The 20,205-nt window shown below is 47.4% G+C and carries 15 protein-coding genes; 13 read left to right on the top strand and 2 right to left on the bottom strand.

The genetic code is table 11. From position 1 onward, the window contains the following. Positions 1-2 precede the first annotated feature (2 nt). The 11 genes from ispC (at position 3) to tilS (ending at position 14,955) form a co-directional block, all read left to right on the top strand. Positions 3-1,193 carry a 1-deoxy-D-xylulose-5-phosphate reductoisomerase gene (ispC, locus tag SHEWPOL2_RS15250; protein ID WP_037429564.1) on the top strand — a complete coding sequence of 397 codons (1,191 nt, stop codon included), beginning with the start codon at positions 3-5 and terminating at the stop codon, positions 1,191-1,193. A gap of 51 nt (positions 1,194-1,244) precedes the next feature. Next, positions 1,245-2,615 carry a sigma E protease regulator RseP gene (gene rseP, locus SHEWPOL2_RS15245; RefSeq protein ID WP_037416749.1) on the top strand — a complete coding sequence of 457 codons (1,371 nt, stop codon included), beginning with the start codon at positions 1,245-1,247 and terminating at the stop codon, positions 2,613-2,615. Between the two features lie 31 nt (positions 2,616-2,646). After that, a complete protein-coding gene (bamA, locus tag SHEWPOL2_RS15240) occupies positions 2,647-5,127 on the top strand; it encodes an outer membrane protein assembly factor BamA (protein WP_037416752.1) in 2,481 nt (826 codons plus the stop codon). Positions 5,128-5,192: 65 nt separating this feature from the next. Further along, positions 5,193-5,690 carry an OmpH family outer membrane protein gene (locus SHEWPOL2_RS15235; RefSeq protein WP_037416754.1) on the top strand — a complete coding sequence of 166 codons (498 nt, stop codon included), beginning with the start codon at positions 5,193-5,195 and terminating at the stop codon, positions 5,688-5,690. Between the two features lie 3 nt (positions 5,691-5,693). Then, a complete protein-coding gene (gene lpxD, locus SHEWPOL2_RS15230; RefSeq protein ID WP_037429562.1) occupies positions 5,694-6,719 on the top strand; it encodes a UDP-3-O-(3-hydroxymyristoyl)glucosamine N-acyltransferase in 1,026 nt (341 codons plus the stop codon). 32 nt (positions 6,720-6,751) lie between these two features. Continuing rightward, the gene (fabZ, locus tag SHEWPOL2_RS15225; protein WP_037416758.1) at positions 6,752-7,216 is read left to right on the top strand and encodes a 3-hydroxyacyl-ACP dehydratase FabZ; all 465 of its coding nucleotides are present in this window, start codon (positions 6,752-6,754) and stop codon (positions 7,214-7,216) included. After that, entirely contained in the window at positions 7,213-7,983 is a 771-nt protein-coding gene (gene lpxA / locus SHEWPOL2_RS15220) for an acyl-ACP--UDP-N-acetylglucosamine O-acyltransferase (RefSeq protein WP_037429560.1), read from the top strand. The genes fabZ and lpxA overlap by 4 nt, the downstream gene beginning before the upstream one ends. A gap of 133 nt (positions 7,984-8,116) precedes the next feature. Further along, the gene (gene lpxB / locus SHEWPOL2_RS15215) at positions 8,117-9,274 is read left to right on the top strand and encodes a lipid-A-disaccharide synthase (protein ID WP_037429558.1); all 1,158 of its coding nucleotides are present in this window, start codon (positions 8,117-8,119) and stop codon (positions 9,272-9,274) included. Then, positions 9,274-9,903 (top strand): ribonuclease HII, encoded by a 630-nt coding sequence (gene rnhB, locus SHEWPOL2_RS15210; RefSeq protein ID WP_037429556.1) that lies wholly within the window; start codon positions 9,274-9,276, stop codon positions 9,901-9,903. The genes lpxB and rnhB overlap by 1 nt, the downstream gene beginning before the upstream one ends. Before the next feature lie 117 nt (positions 9,904-10,020). Further along, on the top strand, positions 10,021-13,500 hold the full coding sequence (dnaE, locus tag SHEWPOL2_RS15205) for a DNA polymerase III subunit alpha (RefSeq protein WP_037429554.1): 3,480 nt from the start codon (positions 10,021-10,023) through the stop codon (positions 13,498-13,500). Positions 13,501-13,557: 57 nt separating this feature from the next. Beyond that, complete coding sequence (gene tilS / locus SHEWPOL2_RS15200) at positions 13,558-14,955, top strand: tRNA lysidine(34) synthetase TilS (RefSeq protein WP_037429553.1); 1,398 nt, start codon at positions 13,558-13,560, stop codon at positions 14,953-14,955. A gap of 50 nt (positions 14,956-15,005) precedes the next feature. Here the strand turns inward: tilS and SHEWPOL2_RS15195 are convergent, their stop codons facing one another. Further along, positions 15,006-15,896: a GGDEF domain-containing protein gene (locus tag SHEWPOL2_RS15195; RefSeq protein WP_037429551.1), complete on the bottom strand. Its 891-nt coding sequence runs from the start codon at positions 15,894-15,896 to the stop codon at positions 15,006-15,008. A gap of 171 nt (positions 15,897-16,067) precedes the next feature. Between SHEWPOL2_RS15195 and SHEWPOL2_RS15190 the strand changes: the two genes are divergently transcribed. After that, a complete protein-coding gene (locus tag SHEWPOL2_RS15190; RefSeq protein WP_037429549.1) occupies positions 16,068-18,014 on the top strand; it encodes a monovalent cation:proton antiporter family protein in 1,947 nt (648 codons plus the stop codon). A gap of 115 nt (positions 18,015-18,129) precedes the next feature. On the opposite strand, the gene SHEWPOL2_RS15185 is transcribed toward SHEWPOL2_RS15190, so the two are convergent. After that, complete coding sequence (locus SHEWPOL2_RS15185; RefSeq protein WP_011071803.1) at positions 18,130-18,339, bottom strand: cold-shock protein; 210 nt, start codon at positions 18,337-18,339, stop codon at positions 18,130-18,132. Between the two features lie 525 nt (positions 18,340-18,864). Between SHEWPOL2_RS15185 and SHEWPOL2_RS15180 the strand changes: the two genes are divergently transcribed. Beyond that, on the top strand, positions 18,865-20,205 hold a 1,341-nt coding region (locus tag SHEWPOL2_RS15180), incomplete at its 3' end, for a DUF885 domain-containing protein (protein WP_037429547.1).

The following is a 20,205-nucleotide window of genomic DNA, read 5'->3' as shown; positions in this document are numbered from 1 at the left end:
CTATGCAAAATATGGTGATTTTGGGTGCGACAGGCTCGATTGGTGCCAGTACCTTAAGTGTGATTTCGGCCAACCCTTCAGCCTATCGAGTGTATGCTTTAGTGGCGAATGCGAGTGTCGACAAGATGCTCGCCCTGTGTTTAGCCCATCGCCCGCAGGTCGCCCATATGGTCGATCCTAATGCTGCATTAGCACTCAAGACGCAATTACCTGCGGCGCTTAATATCCAAGTCACAAGTGGCGAGGATGAGCTTATTGCCTTAGTCACTTCCTCAGTGGTTGATACCGTGATGGCTGCGATTGTCGGCGCGGCGGGTTTAGTCCCGACTCTGGCGGCGGTGAAGGCGGGTAAGCGGGTATTGCTCGCCAATAAAGAGGCGCTGGTGATGTCCGGCGAGCTGTTTATTGAGGCAACGAAACGCTCTGGCGCCACGTTGTTGCCGGTTGACAGTGAACACAATGCGATTTTCCAATGCTTACCCGAAGAAGTGCAGGCTAATTTAGGGCGCTGTGATTTAGCGGCGTCAGGTATTTCCCATATTTTGCTCACCGGTTCTGGTGGTCCATTTTTAACCGCCGAGCTGTCAAGTCTTGCGGCAATGACGCCAGCACAGGCTTGCAAACATCCAAATTGGTCAATGGGGCCGAAAATTTCGGTCGACTCCGCCACGATGATGAATAAGGGCTTGGAGTTTATCGAAGCACGCTGGTTGTTCAATACCCAGAAAGATCAACTAAAGGTGGTTATTCATCCGCAAAGTGTTATTCATTCTATGGTGCAATACCGCGATGGCAGTGTGATCGCGCAGATGGGTAACCCGGATATGCGTACACCGATTGCGCATTGTATGTCCTATCCGCAAAGAATTCGCTCCGGTGTTGAACCTTTGGATTTTTTCAAAGTCGGACAGTTAAGCTTTTGTGAGCCAGACTTTAATCGCTTCCCCTGTTTGGCTTTAGCGATTGCCGCTTGTGCCCAAGGGCAAGAAGCGACTACGGTACTCAATGCGGCCAATGAAATCGCCGTGGAGGCGTTTTTACAAGGCAAGATTGGGTTTACCCATATCGCCAAGGTGAACGAAGCCTGTTTATCGTCGGTGCCTAAACGGGCGATGACCAGCATCGAAGATATCATTGCTCTCGATGCACAAACACGGATATATGCCCGTGAATTACTAGCGAAATTTGCTTAGGCCTCTTGTTGACGAGGCTTGAGTGGATTTACTGATGACGTAAGGAGTGGAATGTTAGATTTTTTGTGGAACTTAGGTTCTTTTATCGTAGCACTTGGGCTGTTAATTACTGCCCACGAATACGGCCATTTCTATGTTGCGCGCCGCTGTGGTGTGAAAGTTGAGCGTTTTTCGATTGGTTTTGGTAAGGCGATTTGGCGCAAAGTCGGTCAAGATGGTACTGAATATGTTATTGCCATGATCCCGCTGGGTGGCTATGTCAAAATGCTCGATGAGCGTGTTGAAGATGTCCCCGATAACTTAAAAGATCAGGCCTTTAACCGTAAAAGCGTGTGGCAACGTATAGCCATTGTGGCGGCTGGCCCCATTGCGAACTTTATTTTTGCGATTATCGCACTGTATTTTATGTATTTAATTGGTGTGCCATCGCTAAAGCCAGTCATTACCTCAACGACACCTGGCACTGCGGCGGCACAAATCCAAGTCACTGAGCCGATGCAAGTGACGGCGATTTCAGGCCAGCCGGTACGGAATTGGGAAGAAGTCAATTTGGCGCTTGTTGGCCATATTGGTGATGACAGTTTAACACTATCCCTTGCGCCCCTTAACGGTTTACAGGGACTTGATACCGATACTCGTACTTACACTTTAGACACCCGTCAATGGCGTTTCGACCCTGAGAAAGAGTCACCGATCACGGCACTGGGCTTGGGCGTGTATCGCCCTGCGATTGAGCCACAAATTGCGCTCATCAGTGAAGGCAGTGCAGCGGCTAAGAGTGATCTGAAGGTCGGTGATACCTTAGTGGCTATCAATGGCCAGCAATATACCGATTGGCAAGCTTTTGTTGACATTATTCAGCATTCTGCCAATGTGCCTGTGGAGTTAACCGTGCGCCGTAATGGCGAGCAATTTGCCATCTCGGTGACACCAGCAAGTGTTAAAAATAGCGATGGTAAAGATGTCGGCGTGCTTGGGGTGAGCCCGGCTCAGGCACAATGGCCTGAGAATATGCGATTACAGCTAGAATATGGGCCAATCGAATCTTTTGCTATCGCAGCCGATAAAACATGGCAACTTGTTGTCGTGAGCTTTAAGATGATTGGCAAATTATTTACTGGCGATGTGTCAGTGAAAAACTTAAGTGGACCTATCTCAATCGCACAGGGTGCGGGCAATAGTGCAAACTATGGCTTGGTTTACTTTCTCGGTTTCCTCGCGCTTATCAGTGTCAATTTAGGCATCATTAACTTGCTGCCATTGCCTGTGCTCGATGGGGGACACCTGCTGTATTACTTCGTTGAAGTAATAACTGGTAAGCCTGTATCTGAAAAGGTACAGGAAATAGGATTCAGATTTGGGGCAGCATTACTGCTGATGTTGATGAGCATTGCGCTCTTCAATGATTTTGCCCGACTCTGAGCAAGGACAGACTAATAATTAGAAGTGCTCTATGAGATTGAATAAACTTTTTGCCTCGATGTTATTCGTCGGTGCGTCGTTTTCAGGGACTGTGTTGGCGGATACTTTCCAACCCTTTGAAGTGACCGACATCCAAGTTGAAGGTTTGCAGCGAGTCGCACTGGGTGCTGCCTTGTTAAGCTTACCAGTGAAAGTGGGCGACACTGTAGATCAGTTAAAAATTCAGCAAGCCATTAAAAGCCTGTATGCCTCAACTAACTTTGAGAATATCTCAGTCAGTCATGATGGCGGCGTGTTGATTGTCAAAGTCACCGAAAGACCAACCATCAGTGCTGTGACATTTGAAGGCAACAAAGACATTAAAGATGAGCAGTTACAGGAAAGTCTGGACGGCTCAGGCGTTAAAGTCGGCGAATCTTTAGACCGCACAATGCTGACTGGCATCGAGAAGGGATTACAAGACTTCTACTACGGCGTGGGTAAATACGGCGCCAAAGTTGAGGCGCAGGTGATTAACTTGCCTCGGAACCGTGTCGAACTTAAGTTCAAATTTACTGAAGGTTTAGCGGCCGAAATCCGCCAAATTAACGTGGTCGGTAATCATGAGTTCACCGATGCTGAGCTTATCGGCATGTTAGAACTGAAAGATTATGTGGCTTGGTGGGATCTGTTTGGTGAGCGTCGCTATCAGAAGCAAAAGCTTCAAGCCGACCTTGAGACGATTAAAACCTATTACCACAACAAGGGTTATATTCGCTTTGAAGTTACCTCGACTCAAGTGGCGATGACCCCAGACCGTAAAGGCTTGTACATCACTATCAACGTCAATGAAGGTGAGAAGTACAAGGTAAAAGGCGTTAACCTCACGGGCGATCTGATGGGTCGTGAAGAGTTGATGAAATCGATTCTGCCTATCAAGGCGGGCGATATGTACAACGGCGGTGATGTGACCTTCACCGAAGAAATGTACAGCAAATACTTAGGCCGTTTCGGTTACGCTTACCCTGAAGTGAAAACCTACCCTGAAATTGATGATAAGACCAAGGAAGTGACCTTAAACATCAATATCAAACCTGGTAAGCGTGTGTATGTTCGCTCCATCAACTTTACCGGTAATACTGTCACTAAAGATGAAGTGATGCGTCGCGAACTGCGTCAGATGGAAGGTGCTTGGTTAAACTCTGCGCAGGTTGAGCAATCTAAAGCCCGTTTGAACCGTTTAGGCTTCTTCGAGACCGTCGATACCGAGACCATTCAAGTGCCCGGTACTGACGATTTAGTCGATGTAGCGGTTAAGGTGAAAGAGCAGCCTTCTGGCTCATTTAACGCCGGTGTCGGTTATGGTACTGAATCAGGTCTAAGCCTACAGTTTGGTGTGCAGCAAAATAACTTCCTCGGCACGGGTAACCAAGCGGGTGTGAGTTTAAGTACCAACAAGTACTCTAAAAACGTCAACTTATCTTACACCGATCCATATTGGACTAAAGATGGTGTGAGCTTAGGCGGTAGTGTTTACTGGAACGAGTTCGATGCGAACGAAGCCAACCTTGAACGCTATAAAAACAGCTCCTATGGGGTAGCGCTAAACTCTGGTTTCCCGATTAACGAATACAACCGTATCAACGGCGGTATTGGTTATCGTCATAACACGATTTCAGAAATCTCTGCCTATGAACAGGCGTTGCGTTTCTACAATATTTACCGTGAAGATGATCCAAATGCAGACTTAAGTTTTGATAACTTTGAGCTGAGTTTAGGTTGGTATCGCAGTACCTTAAACCGAGGAACCTTCCCAACAGACGGTTCATCACAGCGTTTAAGCGGTAAGATGACTGTACCTGGATCAGATCTGCAGTACTTCAAGACTGACTTCGATACCAACTACTATTTCCCTCTCAACCGCAGTCAAAGTTTTGTGGTCTTGGCACGTGGTCGTTTAGGCTATGGTAATGGTTATGGTCAATTTAACGATAATGACCAGATCCTTCCATTTTGGGAAAACTATTACTCAGGCGGTAGCACCTCACTGCGTGGCTTTAAGTCTAACTCCGTAGGTCCGCGTTCCTTCTATCTTTTCCGTGGAAGTGAACCCTGTGCGCCGGATCCATCGGGTGACGGTTGTAGTTTACCGGGCGATCCAAACAGTATTCAGGTAAGCTCTGGCCGTTCAATCGGTGGTAACGCTATCGCAACTGCGAGTTTAGAGTTTATTGTACCGACGCCATTCTTGGATGAGGCTTATACCAACTCTGTACGTACCAGCTTCTTCCTCGATGCCGGTAACGTGTGGGATACCGAGTTTGATTTTGCCAAATATCAAACCTTACCCGCTGAAGAGTTTGATAAGTTACAAGACTACAGTGACCCAGCGCGTATAAGAGCATCTTGGGGGGTAAGCTTACAGTGGTTATCACCAATGGGCCCTATGGTATTCAGCTTGGCATGGCCGATTAAAGAGTACGAAGGCGATCAAACAGAGATCTTCTCGTTCAATATTGGCAAAACTTTTTAAAAGGCATACACTCGGCAAGTTTTGCTGAATATAACAAAGGTAACAAGGAGTCTATTTTGAACAAGATGGTAAACCGTGCCCTAGTGACGTTAGCTTTATTAGGTGCACCTTTAGCTGCGCAGGCGGAAAATATTGCTGTAGTTGATATGGGCGCTGTGTTTGAGCAGTTACCTCAACGTGAGCAAATCATGCAGTCTCTGAAGTCAGAGTTTGGTGATCGCATGTCTGAAGTTCAGAAAATGCAAGAAGAAATGCGCTCTCTGATGGAGAAGCAGCAACGTGATGGCGCGTTAATGAATGACACGCAAAAAACTGAGCTGGTTCGTAAAATGGAAGCGCTAAAATCTGAATATCAGTTGAAAGGTAAGGCGTTGGATGAGGACTTACGTCGTCGCCAAGGCGAAGAGCAAAACAAACTGTTAGTTAAGGTTCAAAAAGCCATTAACACTATCGCTGAAAAAGAAAAATACGATTTAGTTTTACAGCGTGGTGCAGTCATTTATGTTAAGCCAAATGCTGACATCAGTGGCAAAGTGGTTGAAGCCTTAAGCAAAGGCAAGTAATTGATGAAAAGTGTGACTTTAAAAGAGCTAAGCCTGATATTAGATGGCGTTGTCCAAGGCGATGAAACCTTAGTGATCAACAGTGTTGCAACGCTTGAACATGCCACAGCGGGACAAATCTCTTTTCTAGCCAACAGCAAATACCGTGCTCAGCTTGAGTCAACTCAAGCGAGCGCGGTGTTATTGTCGGCTAAAGATGCGCAGGACTATCCTGGCACTGCGTTAGTCGTAAAAGATCCCTATGTGGGGTTTGCTCGTGTGGCGCAGTTGTTAGATACCACGCCCAAGGCAGCGATGGGTATTCATCCCACGGCGCAAATTGACCCTTCTGCCCAGTTAGGTGAAGGCGTGGCAATTGGTGCTAATGTGGTGATTGGTGCCAATGTTATCCTCGGTGAAAATGTACAAATTGGTGCGGGTACTGTGATTGGACAAGACTCCATCATAGGCTCAAATAGCCGGTTATGGGCCAATGTCACCCTGTATCACAATGTCCATTTAGGCCAAGACTGTATTATTCATTCCGGTGCCGTTATTGGCTCCGATGGATTTGGTTACGCTAATGAGCGCGGACAGTGGGTTAAGATCCCTCAAACTGGCGGTGTGCGCATTGGTGATCGCGTCGAAATCGGTGCTAATTCAACGATTGACCGCGGTGCATTAGGCCATACAGAAATCCACAATGGTGTGATTATCGACAACCAAGTGCAGGTCGCCCATAACGATATTATTGGTGAAAATACAGCTATCGCAGGCAGTACCACGATTGCGGGCAGTGTCACTATTGGTAAGTACTGTATTATTGGTGGAAATTGTGCCATTGCTGGCCATTTATCCATTGCCGATGGTGTGCATATTTCTGGCGCGACCAACATTACTGGTAATATGCGTGAGCCTGGTTTGTATTCATCAGCCACGGTTGCTATGGATAACAAAACGTGGCGTAAAAACACAGTTCGCTTCCGTCAATTGGATGAACTGTTCCAGCGCGTGAAGACGTTGGAAAAAAATTTAAATACACCAGAGTAATTGCCCTAAGGCAATTTTGAGGAACTAGGTTCGTGTCTAATCAAATGAACACTATGGATATTTCGGAGATCCTTAAGTATCTGCCCCATAGATATCCATTCCTATTAATCGATCGCGTACTGGATTTCACCCCCGGTGAGAGTCTCCATGCGATTAAAAACGTGACGATTAATGAGCCCTTCTTTCAGGGGCATTTCCCGATCCAGCCTGTGATGCCCGGCGTGCTGATTTTAGAAGCAATGGCGCAGGCCACTGGTCTGCTTGCTTTTAAGACCATGAGTGACGATGTGCCACCACCTGGTGTGTTGTATTATTTTGCGGGTATTGATAATGCACGTTTTAGACGTGTAGTCGAACCCGGTGATCAAATCCATTTTGAAGTCAAAATGATTAAAGAGCGCCGCGGGATTGGCGTTTTCTATGGTGAGGCCAAAGTGGATGGTGAAGTGGTTTGTTCCGCTGAAATCATGTGTGCCCGCAGAGAGATTAATCAGTGATAGATACATTAGCGTTTGTGCATCCCGATGCAAAAATTGGTAAAAATGTCACCATAGGTCCATGGAGTTATGTGGGCGCGGGTGTCGAGATTGGTGACGATTGTTGGTTAAGCTCCCACGTGGTGGTGAAGGGGCCAACGGTGATAGGTAAAGGCAACCGTATTTTTCAATTCGCCTCTGTGGGTGAAGAATGCCAAGATAAAAAATACGCAGGTGAGCCTACACGCCTTATCATTGGCGATAACAATGTTATCCGTGAGCATGTCACTATTCACCGTGGAACCGTTCAAGACAATAGCGAAACCCGTATTGGTTCAAACAACCTGTTTATGAACTACGTGCACATTGCTCACGACTGTGTGGTCGGCAATAACGTAATTATGGCCAATAATGCGTCTATCGCAGGCCATGTGCATGTCGGTGACTGGGCGATTCTCGGTGGCATGACTGGCGTCCACCAGTTTGTGCATATCGGTGCCTACGCCTTTACTGCGGGATGTTCGTTATTATTACAGGATGTACCACCCTTTGTGATGGCTGCGGGACAACCAGCTATCCCTCGCGGCTTAAACAGCGAAGGTATGAAGCGCCGAGGTTTCTCTAAGGAAACTCAATTAGCGGTGCGCCGCGCTTATAAAACCTTATATCGTAGCAGCCTGACGGTTGAAGAAGCGGTTGAGGCACTTGCCGAAGATGCACAAAATGACGCGCAAGTTAAGTTGCTCGTTGAGTTTGTCAAATCTTCGGGTCGCGGCATTATTCGTTAGCGGCATGATGCGTTAAGAGTTTCGACTCTAGACTATGCCATTCATAGGCACTGCTCGTGACATTCTGCGTTAGAAAATGCCATGGCAGAGGTTATCGCTGCGGTGCCATTCACTTGTCAGATATGATTGGTTTATGAGCAAAAAATCTCAATTAGTGTTTGCAATGGTCGCCGGAGAACTCTCCGGCGATATTTTAGGTGCGGGTTTGATGGCCGCGCTGCAAAAAGCACATCCCAATGCCCGTTTTGTTGGTATTGGTGGACCTCGTATGGAAGCCTTAGGCTTCGAATCCCTGTTCGCGATGGAAGAATTAGCCGTGATGGGGATAGTTGAAGTGCTATCGCGCCTGCCACGCCTGCTCCATGTCCGAGCTTCGTTAATTAAGTCCATCACCGAGCTTAAGCCTGATTGCTTTATCGGTATTGATGCGCCGGATTTCAATATCGGTCTCGAGCTTAAATTAAAGGCTCAGGGGATTAAAACCGTTCACTATGTGAGTCCTTCGGTGTGGGCATGGCGGCCTAAGCGGATCTTTAAAATCGCCAAGGCGACTAATATGGTGCTGTCATTATTGCCCTTCGAGAAAGCCTTCTACGATAAGCATCAAGTGCCTTGTACCTTTGTCGGTCATACTTTAGCCGACGACATTCCGCTTGAGAGTGATAAAGCAAGTGCGCGTCAATTGCTGGAGTTAGATCCTGAGGCTGAATATCTCGCGATTTTACCTGGTTCGCGCGGCGGTGAGCTAAAGCAATTGGCTGAGCCCTTTGTGAAGGCGGCGCTACTTATCAAGCAGCAATTTCCCGATATTCGCTTTGTGACGCCTTTAGTGAATCAACAGCGCCGTGAGCAGTTTGAACAAGCGTTAAAAGATTATGCGCCGGATTTAGAAATTCACATGGTGGAAGGCAAGTCACGCGAAGTGATGGCCGCTGCCGATGGTATTTTACTCGCCTCGGGTACAGCGACGTTAGAGGCCATGCTGATTAAACGCCCAATGGTGGTGGCGTACCGCGTGAGTCCACTGACCTATCGTATTGCCAAGAGCATGATGCAGGTGAATCGTTTCTCGCTGCCAAATTTATTAGCGGGGCGAGATGTGGTACCAGAGCTTATTCAGCATGATTGCACGCCAGAGAAAATAGCTGCCGCGGTTGGCGTTGAACTTAACCGCGACTTTGCACCAATCAAAGCCGAGTTTGAACGTTTGCATCAACTGCTGCGTTGCGATGCCAGCCAGAAGGCGGCAGAGGCGGTTTTGGCTCTGGTTGATGTTAAGGATGTGAACTAATGGCGGTATTTAAGACGCTGACCGACACCGATATCGCCACCTTCTCAACAGGTTTAGTGGCGGGTGTGGATGAAGTTGGCCGTGGTCCCCTCGTTGGCGATGTCGTCACCGCTGCGGTGATCCTCGATCCTAATCGACCTATTTGGGGCTTAAATGACTCTAAAAAGCTCAGCGAGAAGCGCCGCGAGGCATTATTCGATGAGATTTGTGAAAAAGCCTTAAGCTTTCATGTGGGGCGGGCAAGTCCTGCGGAAATTGATGAGCTGAATATCCTGCATGCCACTATGCTTGCCATGCAGCGCGCGGTGGCAGGGCTTGCACGTGCGCCCGAGTTAGTTTTAGTCGATGGTAATCGCAGCCCGGCGTTTACTCACCAAGGGCTGTCTTTGGCGAGCCATAGCATAGTCAAGGGTGATGGCCTGATTGCCAGCATCAGTGCAGCCTCGATTATTGCCAAAGTGACCCGCGATCGGGAGATGGATGCCCTCGATGCCGCTTATCCACAGTATGGATTTGCTAAGCATAAGGGCTATCCAACGAAGGCGCATTTTGACGCCATCGCCGAGCATGGTGTGTTCGATCAATATCGTAAAAGTTTCAAACCCGTCAAGGCATTACTGGAGCGTTAACACCGATTGGGTGTTTTCACTTCAGCTTGAGAGCAAAGTCACTAGCCCAAGAGCGGTGACTTTGCTAGTCTGCTTTTTTAGTGATTGTTAACCTGCTATTCAAAGATAATTCTAATTATGTCCGATCCTCGTTTTGTGCATCTGCGTGTCCACAGTGACTTTTCTATGTCCGATGGTGTGGCTAAGGTCAAGCCAATCCTTGCTCAAGTTGAAGCGCATGGGATGGCGGCGGTGGCTTTAACAGATCAAAATAACTTCTGTGGTCTAGTGAAGTTTTACGGCGGTTGCCATGGCGCAGGGATCAAACCGATTATTGGCGCGGACTTTTGGATGCAAGTGCCTGGTTTTGATGGCGAGTTTTGCGCATTAACCATTATTGCGATGAATAATGAGGGCTATCAAAACCTCACCCAAATCATCAGCCAAGCCTATTTACGCGGGCATGTTCAAGGTCGCGTAGTGATTGACCAAGAGTGGTTGGTCACATATAACCAAGGCATTTTGCTGCTGTCTGGGGGCAAAGAAGGGGATGTGGGTAAGGCGCTGCTGAAGGGCAACAATACTCAGGTTGAGTCGTTATGCGAGTTCTATCAGCAGCATTTTGAGGGACGTTATTTCCTTGAGTTGTTACGCACCGGACGCCCCGATGAAGAGCGTTATCTGCACATGGCGGTGGGATTAGCGCAGGAAAAGGGTATTCCTGTGGTGGCTACAAATCAGGTGGTGTTTTTAAAGCCAGAGGACTTCGAAGCCCATGAAATACGGGTCGCGATTCACGATGGTTTTACGCTCGCCGATCCACGCCGTCCTAAAAAGTACAGTGAGCAGCAGTACCTTCGCAGTGAAGAGGAAATGTGTGAGCTGTTTGCTGACATCCCCGCAGCCCTTGCCAATACCGTTGAAATTGCTAAGCGTTGTAACGTCACTATTCGTTTAAACGAATACTTCTTACCTAACTTCCCCACTGGCGATATGTCGATTGAGGATTATTTGGTTGATCGCTCTAAGAAGGGGCTCGAAGAGCGCTTAGCATTCTTATTCCCCGACCCACAGGTGCGCGCCGAGCGTCGCGGTGAATATGACGAGCGTCTCGATGTAGAACTAAAAGTAATCAACCAGATGGGCTTTCCTGGTTACTTCTTGATCGTGATGGAGTTTATTCAGTGGGGTAAGGACAACGGGATTCCCGTTGGTCCTGGCCGTGGTTCGGGCGCGGGTTCGCTTGTGGCCTATGCCCTTAAGATTACCGACTTAGACCCCCTCGAATTTGACCTGCTGTTCGAACGTTTCTTGAACCCAGAACGGGTGTCGATGCCCGACTTCGACGTTGACTTCTGTATGGATCGACGCGACGAGGTCATTGACCACGTGGCTGAGTTGTACGGCCGTGAAGCGGTATCGCAGATTATTACTTTCGGTACCATGGCGGCTAAGGCGGTTATCCGAGACGTCGGCCGTGTGCTGGGCCATCCCTATGGCTTTGTCGACCGCATTTCAAAGCTTATCCCACCCGAGCCAGGGATGACACTGGCCAAAGCTTTTGAAGTGGAACCGGCATTGCAGGAATCCTACGATGCCGATGAAGATGTCAAAGATCTTATCGACATGTGCCGCAAACTCGAGGGCGTCACTCGAAACGCGGGTAAGCACGCGGGGGGCGTGGTGATTGCGCCTACCAAGATCACCGACTTTTCGCCGCTATATTGCGACGCTGAGGGTAAAAACCCGGTAACCCAGTTCGATAAGAACGACGTGGAAACCGCAGGGTTAGTTAAATTCGACTTCTTGGGGTTAAGAACGCTCACTATCGTCGATTGGGCGCTAGAGATGATCAACAAGGTGGAGGTTAAAAATGGCCGTCCACCAATACGCATTGAAGCGATTCCGCTAGACGACCCAGCCTCGTTTAGATTGCTGCAACGTTATGAAACCACTGCGGTATTCCAGCTCGAATCCCGTGGTATGAAGGACTTGATTAAACGTCTACAGCCCGACTGTTTCGAAGATATGATCGCTCTGGTGGCATTGTTTCGCCCAGGGCCGTTGCAATCGGGCATGGTGGATAACTTTATCGAGCGTAAGCATGGCCGTGAAGAGGTGTCTTACCCCGATTCTCAATACCAGCATGAATCCTTAAAAGAACTGCTTTCGCCCACTTACGGCATTATTTTGTACCAAGAGCAGGTGATGCAGATTGCGCAGGTATTGTCAGGTTATACCTTAGGCGGCGCTGACATGTTACGCCGTGCTATGGGTAAGAAAAAGCCTGAGGAGATGGCCAAACAGCGGAGTATTTTTAAAGAGGGCGCAATTAAAAACGGTGTCGACGGCGAGCTGTCGATGAAAATCTTCGACCTTGTGGAAAAGTTCGCTGGTTACGGTTTTAACAAGTCTCACTCTGCGGCCTATGCGTTAGTTTCCTATCAAACGCTGTGGTTGAAGACCCATTTTCCATCGCAATTTATGGCGGCTGTAATGTCTGCCGATATGGATAACACCGATAAAATTGTGACCTTAGTGGATGAATGCGAGCGGATGGGGCTCACCATCATTCCGCCGGATGTGAATAAGGGATTATTTAAGTTTACCGTTGATGATGATCTGCGGATTGTCTACGGCATTGGTGCGATCAAAGGCGTGGGTGAGGGGCCAGTTGAGTCAATTTTAGAGGCGCGTAAAGATGGTCCCTTTGTTGATTTATTCGATTTCTGTGCCCGTATCGACCTAAAAAAGCTCAATAAACGGGTTATTGAAAAGCTTATCTGTGCGGGAGCGTTAGATTCCCTCGGACCGCACCGCGCGTCGATGATGGCAACCTTACCCGAGGCCATTAGCGCAGCAGACCAACATGCGAAGGCTGAGGCTATTGGTCAGCATGATATGTTTGGTTTGCTCAATAGTGATCCTGAGGATAGCAAGCAACAGTTTGTGGAATGTACCCCATGGCCGGACAAAATTTGGCTTGAGGGCGAGCGCGAAACATTAGGGTTGTATTTAACTGGGCACCCAATAAATCAATACCTTAAAGAGCTTAAGCATTACACCTCTGGGCGCTTGAAGGATGTGCATCCTACCGAACGGGGCAAAACCGTCAAGGCTGCGGGCCTCGTCGTGGCGACCAGGGTGATGCTCACTAAACGTGGCTCAAAAATGGGCTTACTGACCTTAGATGATAAGAGCGCTCGGCTTGAGGTGATGCTATTTACTGAAGCCTTTGAGAAGTTTAATCACCTGCTGGAAAAGGATCGGATCCTGATCTGTGAAGGTGAGGTGAGTTTTGATGATTTTGCCGGTGGAAACCGGATGACGGCGCGCAATATCATCGATATCAGTGAGGCGCGTAGCCATTTTGCCAGTGCATTGGAAATCGATTTAGAGGCATCACAGCTGACCCCAAATATGCTCGAGGGCATTGAGCAGGCAATCAGTCCATGGCGTAATGGCGCTGTGCCAGTGCTGATTAACTATAGCCAAGCTCAAGCCAAGGGGCAGTTTAGATTGGCCGAAACTTGGCGAGTTAACCCAAGTGATGAGTTGGTCTTTGCCTTGGAAAGTTTACTCGGCCCGAACAAAGTGCGGATTGTATTTCCATCGTAATATCTGTCTTAAGTCGAACCAAGCTTAGGTTTCTGTTGTTTTTGAGTGGGGAAGAGGATGGCGGCGCAGGATTTGAGTGTTCATATAGCGCGATTTTTAGATAGCTTACCCTTTCAAGCGGGGAGCAAGTTAGTCCTCGCTTACAGTGGCGGAGTCGATTCCGAAGTGCTCGCCTACGGCTTAAGTGAATATGCTAAACAGCGTCCTGATTTACGCTATCAATTGATTTATGTACATCATGGCTTGAGCCCCAATGCCGATGCTTGGGCTAAGCATTGCCAAGAACGCGCGGCCCTGTATGGTTTACCTGTGACGGTAGAACGGGTGCAACTCGAGCTTGGTCCTCGGGTGAGCGTTGAGGCTGTAGCGCGAAAAGCGCGTTATCAGGCGATTTTAGCGCATCTTAATCCGCAGGATATCTTACTCACCGCTCACCATGAAGATGATCAACTCGAGACAATTCTGTTAGCCCTTAAACGCGGCCAAGGTCCTAAGGGTTTAGCGGCCATGGGGCACATTCAGCCACTCTCATTAGCAGGCAAAGGGGAGTGCTTACAAGTGCGTCCTTTGCTTGATATTAGCCGCGAGATGATTGAAGCCTTTGCCAAAGCGCAACATTTAGTCCATATTGATGATGAGAGTAATCAAGATGATAAGTACGATCGTAACTTTCTTCGCCTCGAGATTATCCCACGCCTAAAAGCGCGCTGGCCAAGTATCGCCACAACTGCCAGTCGCAGTGCCCAGCTTTGTGCCGAGCAGCAAGCCATAGTAGAAACTGTGGTCAGTGAGCGTTTACCTAAGCTGTTAACCAAGGCGGCTGTTACTGAGCAAACTGTACTCAAGCTGACTGAATTGGCAGCGCAACCGATTGAATGGCAAGGGATACTGCTGCGGGGCTTTATTGAGTCCCAAGGATTTTCACTGCCATCCTACGTGCAGTTGCAGCAAATGTTGCAGCAATTAATCCATGCTAAAGAGGATGCTAAGGTCCATATCCGCATTAATGACTGTGTTCTGCGCCGCTTTGCCGGGATGCTTTATCTGGATAGTGGAGAAACCCCATCTACTGCGCCCCACATTACAGCGCGCGACCTACATCAAGAGATTCTGACCTTATTGACTCAAGCATCAACAATGGTTGAAGACAAGATTGTGCCATTTGCGTTGGTGACCACAGGCCCTCGGCTACGTTTACCTAACGCCGATGAAGTGGTGAGTCTACGTTATGGCTTGCCGGGGCAATTTCGCTGTCAGCCGCATTTTCGCGATAAGGGACGCGAGCTGAAAAAGTTATGGCAAGAATGCGCTGTGCCGCCATGGTTACGTACTGATGTAGGATTCGCGTTCTACAACGATAAGCTGGTGATGGCCTTTGGTCTCTGGGTCGAAAAGGCATTTTGTGCCCAAGGGGATGATATCGGGCTTAAGTTTGATGGGAATGCGATCGGATAGCAAAGTCTATTTGCCATGCTTTATCGCCAGTGAGCAGCATCCATGCTCGATTAAGACAGTTGGGCTGGGCTTAACTTGTAGCAATTACGCCCCGAGGCTTTGGCTTGATACAAAGTTTTATCAGCCTGCTCATAGAGTTGTTCGGCTTCCATCGTGTCACTCGCCTCAGCCGCCCCAAGGCTACTGCTCACGCCAAATTGATGGAAGCTAGTATTGGCATTGGTTGCAGTGACGATACGCTCACACAGTAAACCCGCGGCATGAATATTACCTTGTACTATGACCACAAACTCATCGCCGCCGATGCGGAAAGCCTGATCTGTACTACGGATACTGCTACGGATAATGTCACCAAACTCCTTCAAAATATAGTCACCGCATTTGTGACCATACTTATCGTTAAGCTGCTTAAAATTATCCAAATCCAACACAATAAGTGACACCGTTCCCTGTTTTCTGTGAGCCCTGGCCACCGCGTTTTTCAGGCTTTGGCTGTAATAGTGACGATTTCCAAGACCCGTTAGGGAGTCAAACATCGCCTGCATCGACATTTCTTGGTACTGCATGGCATTCAGCAATGGTTGTAACAAGAGCGGCTCTATTTCTTGCAAGCTGATGCTCTGTGAGGGCGTTAGCGGCGTTAACAGTTGATACTGCAGTGTAACTGGTGTCCCGCCGCAAATGATCTGCCGTTTAAGGCTAATCCCATAACGTTTACCCCAGCTTAATTTATATTGCTCAAATTGTAGTCGAACCCCTTGTATAGGCAGATGTTGTCCCAGCACTTTGCCGTAGCAGGCAAAGACTGTCCGCGGATCTAAACTAGCATGCAGTTGCTGGATAACTTGCACGAGATCCAGCGGCGCGGATGTCGGGCTATATGCCTCTGTTTGATAGTTATATTCATCGGGATATAACGTGGTCGCTAAGCCAAAGTCCATTATGATTACCCCAGCAAATGAAATGGCGATAAAAACTGTTACCTTAGTTAAGCAATATGTGTGCCGTTATATTTGCCAATTAAATTTGTCTTTACTTGTCACTCAGTTAAGCTTAAAGCTCATCGTTATAATTTTTAACATGCCAGTAATTTGACAGGAGCTAGTGCGTCTATGGAACATGGTTTCTTGATTCAAATTCTGCTGATGTTAGTCATTGCGATCGTTGCGATTGCGCTACTTAGGCGTATCGGTTTGCCAGCTATTTTGGCGTATTTGTTAACAGGAGTACTCAGTGGGCCGAGTGGCTTTCATTGGTTTACTCAGCAGCAAATGCAGTCTGTCGCCGAGCTTGGGGTAGTGCTGTTGATGTTTACCCTAGGGCTTGAGTTTTCGGTACCCCGCTTATGGGCGATGCGCAGAACCGTGTTTGGTTTAGGCAGTGCCCAGGTGCTCGTCACCACTGTCTTGACTATGCTAGTGGCGTTAGCCTGTGGGTTGAATTGGATTGAATCACTCGTAATCGGCGCAGCAATTGCGCTTTCATCTACCGCCATAGTGCTTAAACTGCTCAATGAACAGGGTTGGCTGAGGCGTCGTCATGGCGAATTATCTGTCAGTGTATTGTTATTTCAGGATTTAGCGGTAGTGCCGCTGCTGATTCTACTGCCATTACTCGGACAGAATGATGAACCCTTAATGTTAGCTTCAATCACTTGGGCGTTACTCAAGGGGATTCTCGCCTTCTTTTTCTTAATGGCTTTGGGGAAGTGGGCTTTACCCAGGCTGTTTGATGAGGTTGCAAGGTCGCGCTCAAATGAACTCTTTGTTCTTTCAACATTAGTGGTCGCCTTGGTCACGGGCGCATTTACCCAGTGGTTAGGATTATCAATGGCCTTAGGGGCATTTATGGCGGGGATGCTGCTTGGTGAGAGTCAATATCGTCGTCAGCTCGAGGCGGATATTCGCCCCTTTCGCGATCTATTAATGGGGCTATTTTTTATTTCTATCGGCATGATGCTGGATTTTGGATTGGTTATTCAGTTTTGGTGGCAAATTCTATTGGTTCTGCTCGCAGTTGTGTTTGGTAAGGCACTTATTATCCATGGATTATTACGTTTAGTGGGCGAGCCCTTTAGGATTGCGATTAGCACGGCTTTAAGCTTGGCGCAGGTGGGGGAATTTAGTTTTGTAGTACTCGCGCTCGCCGTTAGCTATGGGTTACTGAGTAATGAGACCAGTACGATGCTGGTAATGGTGGCGGTATTATCGATGAGTATCGCCCCTTGGTTGGTGCGTCATAGTGTAGATATTGCAAAGTGGTTATTGGGGATCCGCCAGTCAGCGCATGTAGATGATGTCGTCCCCGTGGTATCCGACGACCATGATTTAGTGGTGATTTTGGGGTATGGGCGCGTAGGGCAAACCATTGCGCGTTTTTTAAAGACCGAAGCCGTGCCTTATTTGGTGCTCGATCTTGATCCCACAAGGGTTTCTGAGGCGCGTCGAGCTGGGGAGCCTATTTACTTTGGTGATGTGTGTAAGCGGGCCATTCTCAAACAGATTGGTATTAAGCATGCCAAAATGATAGTGATCACCTTTAGCGACTCCCGCAGTTTAGAAGACGCCTTACCCTTATGCCGGCAACTGGCTCCTGAAGCTAACATTTTGGTCAGAACCCGCGATGATAGCGAGTTAGACTTATTGCAAAAGGCGGGGGCCAATCAAGTCATCCCAGAAACCTTAGAAGGAAGTTTGATGTTAGTTTCGCAGGTTTTGCATCAATGCGGAGTGCCATTAGCGCGGATCCTCAAGCGGTTAGAGTCGGAGCGGCGTAATCATTATCAATTCTTACATGGCTTTTTCTCGGGTACAGAGACGGATTTCACTTTAGAATCTTTGCATGCAGTGCTGCTGCACCGCGGTGCAAATGCCGTTGGTAAGCAAGTGGCGGATATTGATTGGGAATCACTGCGGGTAGAGTTGAGGGCTATACGTCGTAATGGTCAAGAAATTGAGCATCCTGCATCGGATTGGGTATTTCGAGCGGGGGATATTCTCCTCATCGTCGGCAAACCGAGAAGAGTAGAAAATGCAGAAGCAAAACTACTGCAGGGCTAGTTGGTTTAATAAGAACATCAATCAATAGGATAAAACGCACCAATAAAAAATGCCGACACTGAGTCGGCATTTTGTCTGTAAACTTGTTGTTAATTAATCCCTTGCGGGAAGTTAATTACAGAACAACAACGTTCGCAGCTTGAGGACCTTTTTGGCCTTGTTCGACTTCGTAAGAAACCTTTTGACCTTCAGCAAGGGTTTTAAAGCCATCAGATACGATTGCGCGGAAGTGAACGAATGCGTCAGCGCCACCGTTATCAGGGGAAATAAAACCAAAACCTTTGTCTTCGTTAAACCATTTTACTACACCAGTAGTTTTAGACATGAATGTCTCCAAAATTTTCAAAAAAATAATTCGCAACAATGCGTGAAATTAGCCAGAAATAGAATTATTTACATTGATGATAAGTTATGAGTGGAAAGCTTCATGACAGCAAACAAATACCGGGTGCAGCGAAGGTTTTCAAATACATAATATTGCTTATAAATAGGTCTGACTCACAGGCCAGGACGCAGAATAGCATACTCCCACTTTTTGTATAGCTTTATTTTTAATTAGGGCATATCTATTAGGGGGTTTTTAGTTCGAATATTTGATGGGGATAATTTTTTATTGTTTTTATTCATATGGATAGTGTTTTATTTTTTTCTGAAGCCAGATTGAAATAATTATTCCTGTAAGTTTACTCGCACTATAAAAGTGGTGCTAAACATTTAGAAGGTGGCTTATTTATTTGTCACTTTTCGTTACGTTATTAAATTGTTGCCTATTTGTGATAGTGGTATTGTTTTCCGTATTGGGAGGTTTTCCCATCGAACTTTGACAATAATGACCTGTGGAGCATCAATATTGAAAACAGTATTAAAACGCATTGGGCTTGGCATTTTAGCCCTAGTGCTATTGTTGATGGCAGTTGCCGCACATGAATGGTTTGCCAAAAAGCCATTTTTCTTTCGCGCATTTTTAGATAGAAGCGTCGTAAAAATGGCCTTTGAAAGTCCTGAGACGTTAACATCCTTAGGATTTTTAGAATCTGTTGGGATTACGGGGCATAACGCCCTGCTCGACGATGATAGCCCTGAAGCCATGGACAAAACCTTTACTCAAGTCCGTGCGTTAAGGGACACATTACTGAGTTACCAAGACGCTGATCTCGATGATAATCAGCGTATTTCGAAGGATATTGCATTGTATCTGGCGGATTTTGCCCTCGCGGCCGAACCCTATCGCTATCATAACTATCCGGTGAATCAGTTGTTTGGTGTGCAAAATGGTTACCCAAGCTTTATGCAGGCGCAGCATCAAATCCATTCGGTTGATGATGCTGAAAATTACCTCTCGCGCTTAATTGCGGTGAAGACTAAGTTTGGACAAACCTTAGAAGGGCTCAAACTTCGAGAAGCTAAGGGCATTATTCCGCCTAAGTTTGTGATTGAGCGGGTGCTTACTGAAATGAATGACTTTATCAGTGCGCCAGTTGAAGACAATATTCTCTACAGCTCCTTTAAAACCAAATTAGCAGAAACTCAGATTAGCAGCGATGAACAGGCGCGTTTGCTTTCCACCGCAAAAACCAATATTGAAGCTTACGTGCAGCCAGCGTATCGACTCTTCATTGATTATTTTACTGAGTTACAGACAAAAGCAGGCACGGATGATGGTTATTGGGCTTTGCCTAATGGGAATATAGCCTATGAACAGCTGTTGAAGTTCTTTACTACGACAAATTACACCGCCGATGAGATCCATGCTAAAGGATTGGCCGAGGTGAGCCGTATCCAAGGTGAAATCATGACCATCTTGTCAGCACAAGGGTACGATACAAGCCAAGGATTTTCGGTAGCGATTGAGGCCTTGGCCGCCGATCCTAAATTTTACTATGAAGACACCGATGCTGGCAGAGCGCAGATCCTAGTGGATTATCAAAAAATCCTCGACGAGATCAATGCCGGACTCGATAACGCATTTCGTATCCGTCCAAAGGCGGGAATGGAAGTAGTGCGTATTCCTGAATTTAAAGAGAAAACGGCTCCTGGCGCTTATTATCAGCAACCGGCGATTGACGGCAGCCGCCCAGGACGTTTTTATGCCAACCTCTTTGATATCAAAGCAACACCTAAATACGGTATGCGTACCTTAGCCTACCATGAGGGGATCCCCGGACATCATTTTCAGGTTGCAGTTGCAATG

This window comes from Shewanella sp. POL2 (assembly GCF_000282755.1).
GTDB classification, from domain to species: domain Bacteria; phylum Pseudomonadota; class Gammaproteobacteria; order Enterobacterales; family Shewanellaceae; genus Shewanella; species Shewanella xiamenensis.
Note: the sequence above shows the minus strand (reverse complement) of the source record. Positions and strands in the feature narration are given on the sequence as shown.

Excerpts from the sequence above, each read along its gene's own strand:
- ispC (WP_037429564.1), top strand. The coding sequence starts at position 3 with ATGCAAAATATGGTGATTTTGGGTGCGACAGGCTCGATTGGTGCCAGT.
- rseP (WP_037416749.1), top strand. The coding sequence starts at position 1,245 with ATGTTAGATTTTTTGTGGAACTTAGGTTCTTTTATCGTAGCACTTGGG.
- bamA (WP_037416752.1), top strand. The coding sequence starts at position 2,647 with ATGAGATTGAATAAACTTTTTGCCTCGATGTTATTCGTCGGTGCGTCG.
- SHEWPOL2_RS15235 (WP_037416754.1), top strand. The coding sequence starts at position 5,193 with ATGGTAAACCGTGCCCTAGTGACGTTAGCTTTATTAGGTGCACCTTTA.
- lpxD (WP_037429562.1), top strand. The coding sequence starts at position 5,694 with ATGAAAAGTGTGACTTTAAAAGAGCTAAGCCTGATATTAGATGGCGTT.
- lpxB (WP_037429558.1), top strand. The coding sequence starts at position 8,117 with ATGAGCAAAAAATCTCAATTAGTGTTTGCAATGGTCGCCGGAGAACTC.
- rnhB (WP_037429556.1), top strand. The coding sequence starts at position 9,274 with ATGGCGGTATTTAAGACGCTGACCGACACCGATATCGCCACCTTCTCA.
- dnaE (WP_037429554.1), top strand. The coding sequence starts at position 10,021 with ATGTCCGATCCTCGTTTTGTGCATCTGCGTGTCCACAGTGACTTTTCT.
- tilS (WP_037429553.1), top strand. The coding sequence starts at position 13,558 with ATGGCGGCGCAGGATTTGAGTGTTCATATAGCGCGATTTTTAGATAGC.
- SHEWPOL2_RS15195 (WP_037429551.1), bottom strand. The coding sequence starts at position 15,896 with ATGGACTTTGGCTTAGCGACCACGTTATATCCCGATGAATATAACTAT.
- SHEWPOL2_RS15190 (WP_037429549.1), top strand. The coding sequence starts at position 16,068 with ATGGAACATGGTTTCTTGATTCAAATTCTGCTGATGTTAGTCATTGCG.
- SHEWPOL2_RS15185 (WP_011071803.1), bottom strand. The coding sequence starts at position 18,339 with ATGTCTAAAACTACTGGTGTAGTAAAATGGTTTAACGAAGACAAAGGT.